The organism is Klebsiella sp. JB_Kp031 (genome assembly GCF_040064295.1).
GTDB classification, from domain to species: domain Bacteria; phylum Pseudomonadota; class Gammaproteobacteria; order Enterobacterales; family Enterobacteriaceae; genus Klebsiella; species Klebsiella quasipneumoniae.
Genome location: NZ_JBEAJW010000026.1, coordinates 1 through 17086, shown reverse-complemented (window position 1 = coordinate 17086; position 17086 = coordinate 1). Strand labels below are relative to the sequence as shown.

The 17086-nt window shown below is 59.4% G+C and carries 17 protein-coding genes and 1 tRNA gene; 11 read left to right on the top strand and 7 right to left on the bottom strand.

Features of this window, described 5'->3' with window-relative positions; translation table 11 throughout:
* The first annotated feature begins 143 nt into the window (after positions 1–143).
* Positions 144–1694 (top strand): nitric oxide reductase transcriptional regulator NorR, encoded by a 1551-nt coding sequence (norR, locus tag ABLV64_RS11065; RefSeq protein WP_043521289.1) that lies wholly within the window; start codon positions 144–146, stop codon positions 1692–1694.
* Here the strand turns inward: norR and gutQ are convergent.
* From gutQ to ABLV64_RS11030, 7 genes are all read right to left on the bottom strand, one after another.
* Positions 1657–2622 carry an arabinose-5-phosphate isomerase GutQ gene (gene gutQ, locus ABLV64_RS11060; RefSeq protein ID WP_004205670.1) on the bottom strand — a complete coding sequence of 322 codons (966 nt, stop codon included), beginning with the start codon at positions 2620–2622 and terminating at the stop codon, positions 1657–1659. The genes norR and gutQ overlap by 38 nt on opposite strands.
* A complete protein-coding gene (locus ABLV64_RS11055) occupies positions 2615–3388 on the bottom strand; it encodes a DNA-binding transcriptional repressor (RefSeq protein ID WP_004205671.1) in 774 nt (257 codons plus the stop codon). Before ABLV64_RS11055 ends, gutQ begins: the two co-directional genes overlap by 8 nt.
* Before the next feature lie 66 nt (positions 3389–3454).
* Positions 3455–3814 carry a transcriptional regulator GutM gene (gutM, locus tag ABLV64_RS11050; protein ID WP_049004300.1) on the bottom strand — a complete coding sequence of 120 codons (360 nt, stop codon included), beginning with the start codon at positions 3812–3814 and terminating at the stop codon, positions 3455–3457.
* Positions 3815–3968: 154 nt separating this feature from the next.
* Entirely contained in the window at positions 3969–4748 is a 780-nt protein-coding gene (gene srlD, locus ABLV64_RS11045) for a sorbitol-6-phosphate dehydrogenase (RefSeq protein ID WP_085846540.1), read from the bottom strand.
* A gap of 12 nt (positions 4749–4760) precedes the next feature.
* Positions 4761–5123, bottom strand: coding sequence for a PTS glucitol/sorbitol transporter subunit IIA (gene srlB, locus ABLV64_RS11040; RefSeq protein ID WP_004205674.1), 363 nt, complete (start codon positions 5121–5123; stop codon positions 4761–4763).
* Between the two features lie 13 nt (positions 5124–5136).
* Complete coding sequence (locus ABLV64_RS11035; RefSeq protein WP_004205675.1) at positions 5137–6117, bottom strand: PTS glucitol/sorbitol transporter subunit IIB; 981 nt, start codon at positions 6115–6117, stop codon at positions 5137–5139.
* Positions 6114–6677 carry a PTS glucitol/sorbitol transporter subunit IIC gene (locus ABLV64_RS11030; RefSeq protein WP_348843256.1) on the bottom strand — a complete coding sequence of 188 codons (564 nt, stop codon included), beginning with the start codon at positions 6675–6677 and terminating at the stop codon, positions 6114–6116. The genes ABLV64_RS11035 and ABLV64_RS11030 overlap by 4 nt, the downstream gene beginning before the upstream one ends.
* 277 nt (positions 6678–6954) lie before the next feature.
* On the opposite strand from ABLV64_RS11030, the gene mltB reads away from it, so the two are divergent.
* The 10 genes from mltB to ABLV64_RS10980 all read left to right on the top strand — a co-directional run bounded on the left by mltB (position 6955) and on the right by ABLV64_RS10980 (position 17028).
* A complete protein-coding gene (gene mltB, locus ABLV64_RS11025) occupies positions 6955–8034 on the top strand; it encodes a lytic murein transglycosylase B (protein ID WP_043521292.1) in 1080 nt (359 codons plus the stop codon).
* A 339-nt stretch (positions 8035–8373) separates the two neighbouring features.
* The gene (locus ABLV64_RS11020) at positions 8374–9084 is read left to right on the top strand and encodes an ATP-binding cassette domain-containing protein (RefSeq protein ID WP_181962762.1); all 711 of its coding nucleotides are present in this window, start codon (positions 8374–8376) and stop codon (positions 9082–9084) included.
* Positions 9081–9944, top strand: coding sequence for a metal ABC transporter permease (locus tag ABLV64_RS11015; protein WP_117263538.1), 864 nt, complete (start codon positions 9081–9083; stop codon positions 9942–9944). The genes ABLV64_RS11020 and ABLV64_RS11015 overlap by 4 nt, the downstream gene beginning before the upstream one ends.
* 7 nt (positions 9945–9951) lie before the next feature.
* Positions 9952–10830, top strand: a complete 879-nt coding sequence (locus ABLV64_RS11010; RefSeq protein WP_348843272.1) for a metal ABC transporter substrate-binding protein — start codon at positions 9952–9954, stop codon at positions 10828–10830.
* Between the two features lie 138 nt (positions 10831–10968).
* The gene (pncC, locus tag ABLV64_RS11005) at positions 10969–11466 is read left to right on the top strand and encodes a nicotinamide-nucleotide amidase (RefSeq protein WP_004205685.1); all 498 of its coding nucleotides are present in this window, start codon (positions 10969–10971) and stop codon (positions 11464–11466) included.
* Positions 11467–11556: 90 nt separating this feature from the next.
* Positions 11557–12615, top strand: coding sequence for a recombinase RecA (gene recA, locus ABLV64_RS11000; protein ID WP_004205686.1), 1059 nt, complete (start codon positions 11557–11559; stop codon positions 12613–12615).
* Between the two features lie 70 nt (positions 12616–12685).
* Positions 12686–13186, top strand: coding sequence for a recombination regulator RecX (gene recX, locus ABLV64_RS10995; protein ID WP_004205687.1), 501 nt, complete (start codon positions 12686–12688; stop codon positions 13184–13186).
* Positions 13187–13436: 250 nt separating this feature from the next.
* Complete coding sequence (gene alaS, locus ABLV64_RS10990; RefSeq protein ID WP_043521297.1) at positions 13437–16064, top strand: alanine--tRNA ligase; 2628 nt, start codon at positions 13437–13439, stop codon at positions 16062–16064.
* A gap of 363 nt (positions 16065–16427) precedes the next feature.
* Positions 16428–16613 (top strand): carbon storage regulator CsrA, encoded by a 186-nt coding sequence (gene csrA / locus ABLV64_RS10985; protein WP_000906486.1) that lies wholly within the window; start codon positions 16428–16430, stop codon positions 16611–16613.
* Positions 16614–16935: 322 nt separating this feature from the next.
* Positions 16936–17028, top strand: a tRNA-Ser gene (locus ABLV64_RS10980).
* Positions 17029–17086 lie beyond the last annotated feature (58 nt).

Sequence of the window (17086 nt, the reverse complement as noted above, 5' to 3'; positions counted from 1 at the left end):
GTATTACAAGTTGCGTGCCAGTTTTTTAAGGTATTGAATAAAAAGAATTTTTAAATTTTCATGATTTTCGTTGTTGTCAAAATGACAATGATTAAAATAGTCGATATGACTATTAAGGTTGTCAAAATGACAATGGAGCGATGATGAGTTTTTCCGTTGAGGCGCTGGCGAGAATCGCCATTGATTTACAAAGCGATATCGGTCACGTCGACCGCTTTTCGCGCCTGATCGCCACCCTGCGGCAGATCCTGGGCTGCGACGCCTCGGCGCTGCTGCGCTATGAGGCCCATCAGTTTGTGCCGCTGGCGATCGATGGCCTGGCGCAGGATGTGCTTGGCCGGCGCTTTGCGCTGGATGGGCATCCGCGGCTGGAGGCGATCGCCCGCGCCGGCGATGTGGTGCGCTTCCCGGCGGACAGCGACCTGCCGGACCCCTATGACGGCCTGATCCCCGGCCAGGAGAGCCTCAAGGTTCACGCCTGCGTGGGGCTGCCGCTGTTTGCCGGGCAAACGCTGATCGGTGCACTGACCCTTGACGGTATGGATGCCGACCGCTTCGACAGCTTCAGCGATGAAGAGCTGCGGCTGATCGCCGCCCTGGTGGCTGGGGCGCTGAATAACGCGCTGCTTATCGCCCGCCTTGAAGCGCAAAACGTCCTGCCGCCGCAGGTGGTGAATTACCCGCAGCCGGAGCGCCAGGAGCTCATCGGCCTGTCGGCGCCGATGCTGCAGCTGAAAAAAGAGATCGAGATTGTCGCTGCCTCGGATTTAAACGTGCTGATCAGCGGCGAAACGGGGACCGGCAAAGAGCTGGTGGCGAAGGCGGTGCATCAGGGTTCGCCGCGGGCGGCTAACCCGCTGGTGTACCTCAACTGCGCGGCGCTGCCGGAGAGCGTGGCGGAGAGCGAGCTGTTCGGTCACGTGAAAGGGGCGTTTACCGGGGCTATCAGCAACCGCAGCGGCAAATTTGAGATGGCCGATAACGGCACGCTGTTCCTCGACGAAATCGGCGAACTGTCGCTGGCGCTGCAGGCGAAGCTGCTGCGCGTCCTGCAGTATGGCGATATTCAGCGTGTCGGCGATGACCGCAGCCTGCGGGTCGATGTGCGGGTGCTGGCGGCGACCAACCGCGATCTGCGCCAGGAGGTGGTGGAAGGGCGCTTTCGCGCCGATCTCTATCACCGGCTGAGCGTTTTCCCGCTGTCGGTTCCGGCGCTGCGCGAGCGGGAAAATGACGTGGTGCTGCTGGCAGGCTATTTTTGCGAGCAGTGCCGCCTGCGGATGGGGCTGGCGCGGGTAATTTTAAGTGAGGCAACGCGTAACAGGCTGCAGCAGTGGTCGTGGCCGGGCAACGTGCGCGAACTGGAGCATGCCATTCACCGGGCGGTGGTGCTGGCGCGGGCTACCCAGGCTGGCGATGACGTAGTACTGGAGCCGCAGCATTTCCAGTTTACAGCGGCTGCGCCGACGTTGCCGACCGAGGAGATGGCAGCGGCGCCGGCGATGGGCAACGTCAATCTGCGCGAAGCCACGGATAACTTCCAGCGCGAGGCGATTTCCCGCACGCTGGCGGCGCATCAGGGCAACTGGGCGGCGACCGCCCGCGCGCTGGAACTGGACGTCGCCAACCTGCACCGGCTGGCGAAACGTCTGGGGCTTAAAGGATCCCGGCCTGGTAAAAGTTCTGCAGGTTGATGGCGCCGACCAGCAGGCCGTTTTCATCCACGACCGGCGCGGCGCTGATTTTATGTTTCATCAGCCGCTCTTTGGCTTCCACCGCGCGGCTCTCCGCCTGCAGCGTCACGCCGTTGCGGGTCATCGCCTGCGTGACACCGTCGTTTAAGGTGCCGCCGCCCACCAGCCAGCGGCGCAGGTCGCCGTCGGTGAAGACGCCCTGCACGCGGTTGGCCTCATCGCAGACCGCCACCAGGCCGAGCCCGGTGCGGCTCAGCTCGAGCATCGCGTCCATGACGTTGGCGTCTGTACCGACGCGCGGCACTTCGTCGTCGCGGCGCATCAGATGATGCACTTTGTTCAGCAGACGCGCGCCGAGCGCCCCCGCCGGATGGGAGCGAGCGAAATCCTCTTCACTGAAGCCGCGGGCTTGCATCACCGCCATCGCCAGCGCGTCGCCGAGCATCAGGGTGTTGACGGTGCTGGAGGTCGGCGCCAGATGCATCGGACAGGCTTCGCGCTCCACGGCGATATCCAGCACTGCTTTCGCCGCCAGCGCCAGCGGCGAGGTGGATTTGCCGGTCATCGCCAGCAGGGGTATCCCTTTTTCCTCCAGCCGCGGCACGATCAGATCCAGCTCTTTCGCGCTGCCGGAGTAGGAGATAAACAGCATCACATCGCGACCGTCGAGCATGCCGAGATCGCCGTGCAGGGCTTCCGCCGGGTGGACGAAAAAGGCCGGAGTGCCGGTGCTGGCGAAGGTCGCCGCCAGCTTTTTGCCGATATGACCGGATTTCCCGATACCGGAGACAATCAGTTTGCCCTCGCAGTGGATGATGGTCTCCGCCGCGCGGATGAAGTCATCGCCCAGGCGTTCCGGCAGGCGGCTCGCCTCCTGTAGCTCCAGCATCAGGGTCTGGCGTCCGGCCTCTAACAAAAAGTTACTCATGATGTTCTCCAGTAATGATGACTTCTATGCCTTTGGCTTCCAGCGCCCGCTGGAATGCAGGGTCAATATCGGCATCGGTAATCAGTTTATCCACGCGCTCCAGGCCGCAGACAATATTGGGGCTTTTACGGCCAAACTTTGACGAGTCGGCCATCAGGATCACTTCGCGGGCGGCGTTGCACATCGCCTTGCTGACGGTATACACCTCATTGAAGGTGGTGACGCCGGCGTTCAGATCGATGCCGTCGGTGCCCATAAACAGCTTGTCGAAACTGAACTGTTCGAAAGCGTTTTCCGCCAGCTGGCCGTGAAAGGAGGCCGATTTTTTGCGGAAGGTGCCGCCGGGCATCAGGATAGTCTGTTCATTATCCAGTTCGGCAAGGGCATTGACGATATGCAGGCTGTTGGTCATCACCGTGATGTTATTGAAGCGGCTGAGCAGTGGGACCATCTGCAGCACCGTGCTGCCGGCATCGAGGATGAGGGAGTCGCCATCATGAATAAAACGCACCGCCGCTTCGGCGATGCGCGCTTTCTTATGGGTGTTGATCAACGTCTTATGATCGATCGGCGGATCGGCTTCATCCTTGTTGAGTACCACGCCACCGTAGGTGCGAATGACGGTGCCGGCGTTTTCCAGCGTGACCAGATCCTTACGGATGGTGGTGCCGGTCGTATCGAAATGTTGCGCCAGCTCTTCGACCGAGCATTTTCCCTGCGACTGCAGGAACTCGAGAATGGCTGCCTGGCGCTGACGTGGTTTCATAGGCGTCTATCCTGCGTTTAAGTTTCGAAGTGATAATTTCGCAAGATATTTACTTTTACAACGAAATTATCCATGTTTCGGATTAAGCGCTAATGATAGTGCATTCTGACAGCGCGGATCATGGGGAAAGATCACATCAGGCTGCAATTCCGCGATATGTTTGCCGTCCAGCGCGGGGATTTTTTGCGGACGGGCGAAAATGGTGAAGCCTTTCATCAGCAGCGTGTCGCAAATGCGGTTGTCATCATCAACGGCGATAGCGACGATGGCGCGCGGTTGAAAGCGTCCGGCGGAGCGGCCGACCCCCACCCGACCCTGCTGGCACAGGCTGTCGAAAGCGCGATTGAAACGGCGGATCTGCCAGCCGCCAAAGGCCATTTGGGTAAGCCAGGCGATGGCGGCGACGGTGATTAATGCGCTAACCATAGGTATCTCCTTAAGGGGGGCGGGAACAACCCGGGTCGTGGCGCGAGCGCCTAACCCGAGCGATCCGCGGTGCCTTTTCGTCGGGTAGCGGCTAACGCCTTACCCGACCTACAGTTTTGTAGCCCGGATAAGCGCGGCGCCATCCGGGATCCCTTTAAAACATCACCTGACCGCCGGTAATGTTGATCGACTGACCGGTGCAGTACGACGCCTGCGGGCTGGCGTAAAACATTAATACGTTCAGCACATCCTGATATTCGCAACCGCGCTTCAGGGGCACCTTGTCGATGTAGTACTGCTCGACCTCGCTCTCATCGATACCGAGCTTGGTGGCGTACTGCGGCAGCAGCGACTGGAACATCGGCGACTTCAGCAGATTGCCGAGCATCAGTGAGTGTACGGTAATGCCGTATTCCGCCAGATCCAGCGCCAGCGACTGGGTCAGTCCGACGCCGCCGAACTTCGCCGCGCTGTAGCCGGAGTTGTGCTTGCTGCCGACTTTGCCGGATTTCGAGTTGATCTGAATGATGCGTCCCTTAATGCCGTCGCGGATCATCAGCCGGGAGAATTCGCGGGCGCAGAGGAAGTAGCCCACCAGATTGACCTGTAGCGAGCGGTCGAAATCCCCCAGCGCAAAGTCGCTAATAAACGCCGCTTTGGCGATGCCGGCGCTGTACACCAGCAAGTCGACGCGCGAGAAAATCTCATCCACCCCATGGGCCAGCGCGGTGACGCTGGCCTCGCTGGTGGCGTCGGCGCCGAAGCCATACGCCATGCCTTCGCCATATTCAGCGTTAATCTCCTGGGCGACGCGGCTGGCTTTTTCGCTCTGAATATCGACCACCGCCACGCGGTAGCCCTCGGCGGCCAGCCCGCGGCACAGAAACTCTCCTAAGGTTTGTCCACCGCCAATGACAACAGCAACCTGATTCATCTTTCTCTCCTGTTAAGCAACAAATTTCAGTACGCAGCCGGGCGCAATGGCGTCCGGCACCGGGCCCGCCACGTGGACGGTCCCCGGAAACTCCGCGTCGCGATGGCCGTCAAAGCGCAGGGTGATATGGCCCAGCTCGCGCAGATTTTGCTCGGCAACGTCGCCGACGGCGGTCACCGGGTAGCGCAGCTCGCCAAGCTGCAGCTCTGCACCCGGCTGCAGCGAACCGGCAAGCTCGCCGTGGTTGTGAATAAAGCAATATGCTTCGATATCCGCCGGGGCGCCCTCGCGGAAGGTGATCAGCATTTGCTCTTCCAGCGCCATCGCCGCGCAGGCGCCGATGTGCGTAATGGTGGTCTGGTAAATCACGGTCATGTTCTGGCCCCTCTTACTGGTAAATAAATCCGGAAACGAACCACGCGATCAGCACCGTTGGCGCGCCGGTCAAAAAGCGGCTGACCAGCACTGACGGCACGCCGACGCGCACGGTATCCTGGCGAGCTTCGGCCAGCGACAGGCCAACCGGGATAAAATCGCAGGCGGCCTGGGCGTTAATGGCGAACAGCGCCGGCAGGGCGAGGTGCGGCGGAATATTGCCGAGGCCGATCTGCACGCCGATCAGTACGCCAATCACCTGGGCGATAACCGCGCCGGGGCCGAGAAACGGCGACAGCAGCGGGAAGGAGCAGATCAGCGCCAGGGTCACCAGACCCAGCGGATGGCTGGCGAGCGGCGCCAGGCCATGGGCGATCCAATCGCCGATGCCGGAGGCCATGATGATGCCGATCAGCGCCGAGACGAAGGCCATAAACGGCAGGATCGTCTTCAGCACCGTATCGATGGTGTCGCGTCCGGCCTGGAACAGCACCGCCACCACCGAGCCCATCCCCATCCCGACCTTCGCCAGTAGGCCATCGCTCTGTTCAGTGATCTTTTTGCTGGCGTCGTAGTCGCGACCCGCGCGGTTGTTCTCCGCCGGTGGCTCGGGAGCTATCGTGCCGCCGGTCGCGATGCGCTGAATGTTCTCCTCCTTGACGCCGGAGACGTAGATATCTTCTGTGATGTACTGGGCCAGCGGCCCCGATTTGCCGGTGGCATGGATATTCACCGTCGGGATGCGGCGCTTGGGATAGAGCCCGCAGCGCAGGGTGCCTCCGCAGTCGATAATCGCCACGCCGATGTCGCTTTCCGCCGGTTCGCCCTCTTTAAAACCGTCCACCGCCTGCCAGCCGGTCAGGCTGGCGATACGGTCAACGATCGCCGGGCGGGTGCCGGCGGTGATATAGACGATCTTTTTGCCCTCGACGACGTCGAGCTCAAGGGGGCCGCCCCAGCCGCCGGTGCCTTTCTCAATACGAATCCGGGTCATGATGTCGCTCCTGACAGATGCACTTTCTGAGCCAGCTGAATCGCCATTTTTCGCTCGAAAATCGAGGTGGTCAGGTCGGTAACACAGCCGCGGAAGAAGTTGGTCACCAGCCCGACCAGCAGATAGCTCACCGCCAGCGGACCGAGCGGCAGGCCGAGGGTGGTGAGGCCGTTGGCGATGCCGAGATAGACGAACAGTTCGCCGGGGTTGATATGCGGAAACAGACCGTTCATTGAGTGGCAGCTATAGGACGCCGCCGCGTAATAGCTGGGCTTGTACTTCTCTGGCATAAAGCGGCCCAGGCTCAGGGTCATCGGGTTACAAAACACAAAGGTACCGATGCAGGGCAACAGCAGGTAGCGGGAGATCGGGTTCCCGGCGCAGCGCTGCGCCAGTTTTTCGATCCGCTGCTGGCCAATAAAGTTGATCAGCGCGTTCATGATCACCAGCAGACTGATCAGCAAGGGGAGGATCCCGGTCACCATGCCGGTAAACACCTCGCCGCCTTTCTGAAACAGGCCGATAAACCACTCCGCGCCGTGGGTCACGACGTCAATCATTGTTCTCTCCTTCAGCATGTTATTTTTCTTGCTAACTGCAGACTAATTTTAATCATTTTGAAAGGTTTTAAAGTGTTAAATGGATCGCAAAATGAAAGATAAATATTTTATTTTGAAAGATTGGCGCTGAGAGGATGAAATAACGAGGGGCATGACAGCATGCAGGGAAGGGGGCGGTGAAGGACTATTTTGTCTACAAACGGATTGTCGCTTTCTTGTTGGTCGTCGCATGCTTTACCATAATTATCCCTTGCTGAATTTGTTAAACGGAATTCCCATGTTGAAGCGTCGCTCTCTGGCTTTACTTCCCCTTTGTGTGCTCCTCGCTGCCTGCAGCAGCAAACCCAAGACTCCCGCGGAAACGGAGATGGCGAGTGGAACCGGCGGCTTTTTGCTGGAACCGCAGCATAACGTGATGCAGATGGGCGGCGACTTCGCCAACAACCCGGCGGCGGCGCAGTTCATCGATAAGATGGTGGCGAAGCACGGCTTCGACAGGCAGCAGCTGCAGGAGATCCTGTCGCAGGCGAAGCGTCTGGACTACGTTCTGCGGCTGATGGATCGTCAGGCGCCGACCGGCTTGCCGCCGACCGGGCCAACCGGCGCCTGGCTGCGCTACAAGAAACAGTTTATTACCCCGGATAACGTGCAGAACGGCGTGGTGTTCTGGAATCAATATCAGGACGCGCTCAACCGCGCTTATCAGGTCTACGGCGTGCCGCCGGAAATCATTGTCGGTATTATCGGCGTGGAGACCCGTTGGGGACGGGTGATGGGCAAAACCCGCATCCTCGACGCGCTGGCGACCCTGTCGTTTAGCTATCCGCGCCGCGCTGAATACTTCTCCTCCGAGCTGGAAACCTTCCTGCTGATGGCGCGCAGCGAAAGCGACGACCCGCTGGATCTGAAAGGCTCTTTCGCCGGGGCGATGGGGTACGGCCAGTTTATGCCGTCGTCCTATAAGCAATACGCGGTGGACTTTAACGGCGACGGCCATATCAACCTGTGGGACCCGGTGGATGCTATCGGCAGCGTGGCCAACTACTTCAAACAGCACGGCTGGGTGAGCGGCGATCTGGTGGCGGTGCAGGCGCTGGGCCAGGCGCCGGGGCTGGAGAATGGTTTCAAAACCAAATACAGCGTGTCGCAGCTGGCGGCGGCGGGGCTAACCCCAACCCAGCCGCTGGGTAACCATCAGCAGGCCAGTCTGCTGCGCCTGGACGTCGGGACCGGCTATGAGTACTGGTACGGGCTGCCGAACTTCTACACCATCACCCGCTATAACCACAGCACCCACTACGCGATGGCCGTCTGGCAGCTTGGCCTGGCGGTTTCGCAGGCCCGCGGCGGTTATTAATACTGTCATCCGGCTGACAGTATCCGAGCCTCCCCGGATAACGGCGCGTAGCGCCTTATCCGGGCGACGGTCTGTTATCTGGTTGGTGGCCCCGTAAGCGCAGCGCGACCGGGGGATTTCCCGGAAAGGCCGCGCTTATCCTGCTGTTTCTTCCCGTCGGCATGCTTCCTGTCTACCTTTGTTACATTTACGCTCACCGGCTCTGATTTACAATCTAATTTCGCCTCTGTATTGTTATGTTATAACATTTAATAAAAGGGGTAAGGATATGTTCGCATCGGTTTTTATGGCATCCGGCGCGGCGCGCCTGGCCATCGCTGGAACGCTGCTGGCGGCGCTATGGCTGGCGACCTGGTGGGCGGTGACGCTGCCATGATTGAACTGGAACAACTGGTAACCGGCTATGGCGGGGCGGCGATCACCCCTCCGCTGAGCGGGATGATATGTCCCGGCAGCCTGACGGCAATCGTTGGTCTCAATGGCTGCGGAAAATCGACCCTGCTGAAAACCCTCGCCGGGTTTCTTCCGCCGGTCAGCGGCCGCCTGCGCTGGCAGGGAAAGCGGCCGGTGATTGGCTGGCTGGCACAGCGCCATGCCCTCGAGTCACAGTTTCCTCTCAACGTGCAGGATGTGGTGAGTCAGGGCGCATGGCCCGGCGTGTCGCTGCTGCGCGGTCTGAGCGGCGATACCCGGCGACGCATCGGCGCGGTGCTGGAGCGGGTCGGGCTGGCGAACCTGGCGAAAACCCCGATCGAAGCGCTCTCCGGCGGCCAGTTTCAGCGCATGCTGTTTGCCCGGGTGATGGTGCAGCGGGCGCCGCTGGTGATGCTCGACGAGCCCTTCACGGGTATCGATGAAGCGACCAGTCGCGAACTGATGGAGCTGATCCTCGACATGCACCGGCAGGGGCAAACCATCCTGGCGGTGCTGCATGATAACCAGCGGGTAGCCGACTTTTTTCCGGAGACGCTGCTTTTAACCCGCCAGCGCGCCTGCTGGGGTGCCACCCGGGCGGTTCTCCCGGCCTTCAGCCAGGCGAGGTCAGCATGATCTGGCACACCTTCTTTCAACCTTTTATTGAATTCGGCTTTATGCGCCGGGCGCTGGTGGTCTGCCTGGCGCTGTCGCTAAGCACCACCATGCTGGGCGTCTTCCTGTTGCTGCGGCGCATGAGCTTGATGGGCGACGCGCTGTCGCACGCCATTCTCCCCGGCGTGGCGGTGGGCTATCTGCTGAGCGGCATGTCGCTGCTGGCCATGACCGTGGGCGGCTTTGTCGCCGGCATCGCGGTCGCGCTGGTGGCGGGATGGGTGAGCCGGCGGACGCCATTAAAAGAGGACGCCAGCTTTGCTGGATTTTATCTGGGATCGCTGGCGCTGGGCGTCACTCTGGTGTCGCTGCGCGGCTCCAGCGTCGACCTGCTGCATCTGCTGTTTGGCTCCATTCTGGCGGTGGATCGTGACGCGGCGCTGTTTGTCAGCGGCGTCGCCAGCCTGACGCTGTTGTGCATCGCGCTGTGCTACCGCGGTCTGGTCAGCGAGGCGTTCGACAGTGCCTGGCTGCAGGTGAATAACCGCCGGTTGCCCGCGGTGCTGCATGGGCTTTTTCTGGCGCTGCTGGTGCTTAACCTGGTGGCGGGATTTCAGGTGCTCGGCACGCTGATGGCGGTAGGGGTGATGATGCTTCCGGCGGTTGCCGCGCGCTGCTGGGCGCGAACGCTGCCGGGCATCCTGCTGCTGGCGGCGCTCTCCGGCGCGCTCTGCGCCTGGCTGGGTTTGAGTCTCTCCTGGGCGGCCAGTCTTCCCGCCGGGCCCGCCATCGTGCTGACCGCCAGCGCGCTGTTTTTTATTTCGCTGTTTTTTGGCACGCGCAGCCGACTGCTGTTCGGCTGGCGCAAATTGATGGGGTAAGGAAATGATGAAACGTAGTGCAATAGTGGTCGCGCTGGCCTTCGGCCTGATGGCGCAGGGGGCGATGGCGAAAACGCTGAATGTGGTAAGCAGTTTTTCAGTGCTGGGTGATATGGTGCAGCAGGTTGGCGGGGAGCATGTCCATGTGGATACCCTGGTCGGCCCGGATGGCGATCCGCACACCTTCGAGCCGTCGCCGAAGGATAGCGCGCTGCTCAGCAAGGCCGACGTGGTGGTGGTTAACGGCCTGGGACTGGAAGGCTGGCTGGATCGCCTGATTAAGGCCTCTGGTTTTAAGGGCGAGCTGGTAGTGGCGTCGAAGGGCGTCAAGACCCATACCCTCGATGAAGACGGCAAAACGGTGACCGATCCCCACGCCTGGAACAGCGCAGCGAACGGCGCATTGTATGCGCAGAATATCCTCGATGGTCTGGTGAAAGCCGACCCGGAAGATAAAGCGGCGTTGACCAGCAGCGGCAAGCGCTATATCGACCAGCTGACGGCCCTCGACGGCTGGGCGAAAGGGCAGTTCAGCGCCATTCCGCTGGCCAAGCGCAAGGTCCTGACCAGCCATGACGCTTTCGGCTATTTTGGCCGCGCTTATCACGTAACCTTCCTCGCGCCGCAGGGGCTCTCTTCAGAGAGCGAGGCCAGCGCGGCGCAGGTGGCGGCGCTGATTAAGCAAATCAACGCGGACGGCGTCCATACCTGGTTTATGGAGAACCAGCTTGACCCGCGGCTGGTGAAGCAGATTGCCAGCGCCACCAGCGCGCAGCCCGGCGGAGAACTCTATCCTGAGGCGCTCTCCGCCCCGGGGGGCGTCGCGGATAGCTATGTCAAAATGATGCGTCATAACGTGGCGCTGATCGCCGCCAGCATGAAGTAAGCGTGCGATTTCTCATCCCGGCGCCGCCGGGATGATTCATTTTGGATGTCCCCTCGTAAATTCCACACCTCGTCCCCATATCTCTGTGGAAAGTGCTATCTTTGATGGCCTCTTTATCCGGAGCAAAGCGGGGCGATAATGACCGATTCAGAATTAATGCAGCTAAGCGAGAAGGTCGGCCGGGCGCTGCAGGCGCAGGGCGCGACGGTGACCACGGCGGAATCCTGCACCGGTGGCTGGATAGCGAAAGCCATCACCGATATTGCCGGCAGCTCAGCGTGGTTTGAACGCGGTTTTGTGACTTACAGCAACGAGGCCAAATCGCAAATGATCGGCGTCAGCGAAGCGACGCTGCGGGACAACGGCGCGGTGAGCGAACCGGTGGTGGTGGAGATGGCGATCGGCGCGTTGCGCGCCGCGCGCGCGGACTATGCCATCTCGGTTAGCGGCGTCGCCGGGCCGGATGGCGGCAGCGACGAAAAGCCGGTCGGGACGGTGTGGTTTGGCGTCGCCAGCGTTAGCGGGCAAGGGGTGACGCGGCGGGAATGCTTTGCCGGAGACCGCGAAGCGGTACGTCGTCAGGCGACGGCCTACGCGCTCAATCTGCTCTGGCAACAATTTCTACAAAAGACTTGATACTGTATGACTATACAGTATAATTGCCTCAACTGAACAAATATTAACGGCGAAGCGAACACGCTTCACCCTGCATGATTAGGAGTAACAATGGCGATCGACGAAAACAAACAGAAAGCGTTGGCGGCTGCACTGGGCCAGATCGAAAAGCAATTCGGTAAAGGCTCCATCATGCGCCTGGGTGAAGACCGTTCTATGGACGTAGAAACCATCTCCACCGGCTCGCTTTCTCTGGATATCGCGCTGGGCGCCGGCGGTCTGCCAATGGGCCGTATCGTCGAGATCTACGGGCCGGAATCCTCCGGTAAAACCACCCTGACGCTGCAGGTTATCGCCGCAGCGCAGCGCGAAGGTAAAACCTGTGCGTTCATCGATGCGGAACACGCGCTGGATCCGGTCTATGCGCGCAAGCTGGGCGTGGATATCGACAACCTGCTGTGTTCTCAGCCGGATACCGGCGAGCAGGCGCTGGAAATCTGTGACGCGCTGGCGCGCTCCGGCGCGGTTGACGTTATCGTCGTCGACTCCGTCGCGGCGCTGACGCCGAAAGCGGAAATCGAAGGCGAAATCGGCGACTCTCACATGGGCCTCGCGGCGCGTATGATGAGCCAGGCGATGCGTAAACTGGCGGGTAACCTGAAGCAGTCCAACACGCTGCTGATCTTTATCAACCAGATCCGTATGAAAATCGGCGTGATGTTCGGTAACCCGGAAACCACCACCGGCGGTAATGCGCTGAAGTTCTACGCCTCCGTGCGTCTGGATATCCGTCGCATCGGCGCGGTGAAAGAGGGCGACAACGTCGTCGGTAGCGAAACCCGCGTCAAAGTGGTGAAGAACAAGATTGCGGCGCCGTTCAAACAGGCTGAATTCCAGATCCTCTACGGCGAAGGCATCAACTTCTTCGGCGAGCTGGTTGACCTCGGCGTGAAAGAGAAGCTGATTGAGAAAGCGGGCGCCTGGTACAGCTACAACGGCGACAAAATTGGTCAGGGCAAAGCGAACGCTATCACCTGGCTGAAAGAGAACCCGGCGGCGGCGAAAGAGATTGAGAAGAAAGTGCGCGAACTGCTGCTCAACAACCAGGACTCTACGCCGGACTTCGCCGTTGACGGCAACGATGCAGAAGAAACGGAACAAGATTTCTGATATCGTCTAACAGAGTGATAAAGGGCTGCTTATGCGGCCCTTTTGCTTTTCTTAGATTATTGAGGTGCCTGTGACTGAACCTTCATCACGCCGCTCCGGCTACGCCCGCCTGCTGGACCGCGCTATCCGCATTCTGGCGATGCGCGACCACAGCGAACAGGAGTTGCGGCGCAAACTGGCTGCTCCGGTAATGAGCAAAAACGGCCCCGAGGCGCTGGACGTCACCCCTGAAGAGCTGGAGCAGGTGGTTGCCTGGTGTATCGAAAACCGTTATCTCGACGATAATCGTTTTGTCGGCCAGTTCATCGCCAGCCGGAGCCGCAAAGGCTATGGCCCCGCGCGCATTCGTCAGGAGCTCAGCCAGAAAGGCATTGCGCGCCAGGCCGTGGAACAGGCGATGCGCGAATGCGATATCGACTGGGTGAGCCTTGCCAGGGCGCAGGCGCAGCGTAAATACGGTGAACCGTTACCCTCCGCCTTTGCTGAAAAAGTGAAAATCCAGAGATTCCTGCTGTACCGTGGCTACCTGATGGAAGATATCCAGGAAATCTGGCGAAATTTTGCAGATTGACCCATCCGGGATTTTACTTCGCCGTAAAGAAAACTTATCTTATTCCCACTTTATTCCGTCGGGCCGCTGGTTGTGACAGTGCAGGCAGCGTCCTGGGCGATTATTCCTTTACACAAAATCATTCAAGCTGCATCAGGGCGGCAAGAGAGACTATCTTCCGCAACGCACGTCAGTTCGGTGCCGGAAGAGCAAGCGCAGCCAGGACAGAGGCGACTTGAAGGATGACGTGTAGCTTGATTTCAGGATAATTATGAGCAAGAGCACCGCTGAGATCCGTCAGGCGTTTCTCGACTTTTTCCATAGCAAGGGACATCAGGTAGTTGCCAGCAGCTCCCTGGTGCCGCACAACGATCCGACCCTGCTGTTTACCAACGCAGGGATGAACCAGTTCAAGGATGTCTTCCTTGGTCTCGACAAACGTAATTATTCGCGTGCGACCACCGCGCAGCGTTGCGTGCGTGCGGGTGGTAAACACAACGATCTGGAAAACGTCGGTTACACCGCGCGTCACCACACCTTCTTTGAAATGCTGGGCAACTTTAGCTTCGGCGACTACTTCAAGCAGGATGCCATCAAATACGCGTGGGAGCTGCTGACCGGTGAGAACTGGTTCGCGCTGCCGAAAGAGAAGCTGTGGGTCACCGTTTACGAGACCGATGACGAAGCATTCGACATCTGGGCCAATGAAGTAGGCGTCCCGCGCGAGCGAATCATCCGCATCGGCGACAACAAAGGCGCGCCGTTTGCTTCAGACAACTTCTGGCAGATGGGCGACACCGGTCCGTGCGGTCCGTGCACCGAGATTTTCTTCGACCATGGCGATCACATCTGGGGCGGCCCTCCGGGAAGTCCGGAAGAAGACGGCGACCGCTACATTGAGATCTGGAACATCGTCTTCATGCAGTTCAACCGTCAGGCTGACGGTACCATGGAGCCGCTGCCGAAGCCGTCCGTCGACACCGGTATGGGCCTGGAGCGTATTGCCGCGGTGCTGCAGCACGTTAACTCAAACTATGACATCGACCTGTTCCGCGATCTGATCGCCAGCGTGGCGAAAGTCACCGGCGCCACCGATCTGACGAACAAGTCGCTGCGCGTTATTGCCGACCACATTCGCTCCTGCGCCTTCCTGATCGCTGACGGCGTAATCCCGTCGAATGAAAACCGCGGCTATGTGCTGCGCCGCATCATTCGCCGCGCGATCCGTCACGGCAACATGCTGGGCGCGAAGGATACCTTCTTCTGGAAACTGGTTGCCCCGCTGATCGCCGTGATGGGCTCCGCCGGCGAAGAACTGAAGCAGCAGCAGGCTCAGGTTGAGCAGGTGCTGAAAACCGAAGAAGAGCAGTTCGCCCGTACTCTGGAGCGCGGACTGGCGCTGCTGGATGAAGAGCTGTCGAAGCTGAAAGGCGACACCCTGGATGGCGAAACCGCCTTCCGTCTGTACGACACCTACGGCTTCCCGGTCGACCTGACCGCGGACGTCTGCCGCGAGCGCAACATCAAGGTTGACGAAGCCGGCTTTGAGGCCGCCATGGAAGAGCAGCGCCGTCGCGCGCGCGAGTCCAGCGGTTTCGGCGCTGACTATAACGCGATGATCCGCGTTGACGGCGCCTCTGAATTTAAAGGTTACGATCATCTGGAGCTGAACGGCAAAGTGACTGCGCTGTTCATCGATGGCAAAGCGGTGGATAACGTCAGCGCGGGTCAGGAAGCGGTAGTGATCCTCGACCAGACCCCGTTCTATGCGGAGTCCGGCGGCCAGGTGGGCGATAAAGGCGAACTGAAAGGCACGGGCTTCTCCTTCGCGGTCAGCGACACGCAGAAGTACGGCCAGGCCATTGGTCATATCGGTAAAGTCGCCAGCGGCTCCCTGAAAGTGGGCGACGCGGTGCAGGCCGATGTGGACGAGGCTCGCCGTCAGCGTATCCGCCTGAACCACTCCGCGACGCACCTGATGCACGCGGCGCTGCGCCAGGTGCTCGGCACACATGTGGCGCAGAAAGGCTCGCTGGTCAACGATAAAGCGCTGCGCTTTGACTTCTCGCATTTCGAAGCGATGAAGCCGGAAGAGATTCGTGCAGTGGAAGATCTGGTCAACGCGCAGATCCGTCGTAACCTGGCTATCGAAACCAACATTATGGATATCGATGCCGCGCGCGCATCCGGCGCCATGGCGCTGTTCGGCGAGAAATACGATGACCGCGTCCGCGTGCTGCGGATGGGCGACTTCTCCACCGAACTGTGCGGCGGGACTCACGCGGCGCGTACCGGTGATATCGGCCTGTTCCGTATCACGTCTGAGTCCGGTACCGCCGCTGGCGTGCGCCGTATCGAAGCGGTGACCGGTGAGGGCGCGATGGCCATGCTGCACGCGCAGAGCGATCAGCTCAGCGATATCGCACAGCTGCTGAAGGGCGACAGCCACAATCTCGGCGAGAAAGTTCGCGCCGCGCTGGAGCGTACCCGTCAGCTGGAAAAAGAGCTGCAGCAGCTGAAAGAGCAGGCTGCGGCGCAGGAGAGCGCAAACCTCTCCAGCAAAGCGGAAGAGATTAACGGCGTTAAGCTGCTGGTCAGCGAGCTGGCCGGCGTGGAGCCGAAGATGCTGCGCACCATGGTTGACGATCTGAAGAACCAGCTGGGTTCGACGGTTGTGGTGTTGGCTACGGTCGCAGACGGTAAAGTTTCCCTGATTGCCGGTGTGTCTAAGGATGTGACAGATCGCGTCAAGGCTGGGGAGCTGGTTGGTATGGTCGCTCAGCAGGTGGGCGGTAAAGGGGGCGGTCGTCCGGATATGGCGCAGGCCGGTGGTACCGATGCGTCTGCTCTCCCTGCAGCGTTAGCCAGTGTGAAAGGCTGGGTCAGCGCAAAACTGTAATAACTATAAACGCATATACCCTAAATAATTCGAGTTGCAGGAAGGCGGCGACACAGCGAATCCCCAGGAGCTTACTCAAGTAAGTGACTGGGGTGAGCGAGGAAAACCAACACACATGCAACTTGAAGTATGGCGGGTTTAGGTGCCGTAACCTCAGGGAAATGGCACCTTGCGCGAGAAACACCGATAACGATAAAGTCGGGTTGAAATTGTGTATATCGGCTAAACTTAGGTTTAACAGAATGTGATGCCATGACTGCTTATACCGTAAGGTATTTGTCATTGCTTACTTTTTGGCGTTATATGATGGATAATGCCGGGATACGAGAGACCCGACTCTTTTAATCTTTCAAGGAGCAAAGAATGCTGATTCTGACTCGTCGAGTTGGTGAGACCCTCATGATTGGAGATGAGGTCACTGTGACAGTTTTAGGGGTGAAGGGTAACCAGGTTCGTATTGGCGTAAACGCCCCTAAAGAAGTATCTGTACACCGTGAAGAGATCTACCAGCGTATTCAGGCTGAAAAATCCCAGCAGTCCAGTTACTAAGGTTTCCGCGCCTCGCTGTTCAGTGAGGCGCATCACTTATCGCCGCTTTTTCCCTTTTTCTGTTTCTTCCCCCTGCACCATACCGCTTTTCATTACCCTTTGCCGCTTTGGTTGTTTGACATTATGCCAGCGTCAGGGCTGATTTCCTGTTGATAAATTGCCCTTTTTGCCGTTTTTGCACGCGAATTGCGTGCGAAGTGTGCAAACGAAAAAAGGTCTCGAAAAAGTGTTTGACTTATAAGTACCAGAAAGTAATATGTGCGCCATCGCAGCGACGAAGAGCAGAAACAAGTTCTTCGAAGCACTCGAAAGAGGCGTGTGTGGTGAGGTGGCCGAGAGGCTGAAGGCGCTCCCCTGCTAAGGGAGTATGCGGTCAAAAGCTGCATCCGGGGTTCGAATCCCCGCCTCACCGCCATTTTGCATCCGTAGCTCAGCTGGATAGAGTACTCGGCTACGAACCGAGCGGTCGGAGG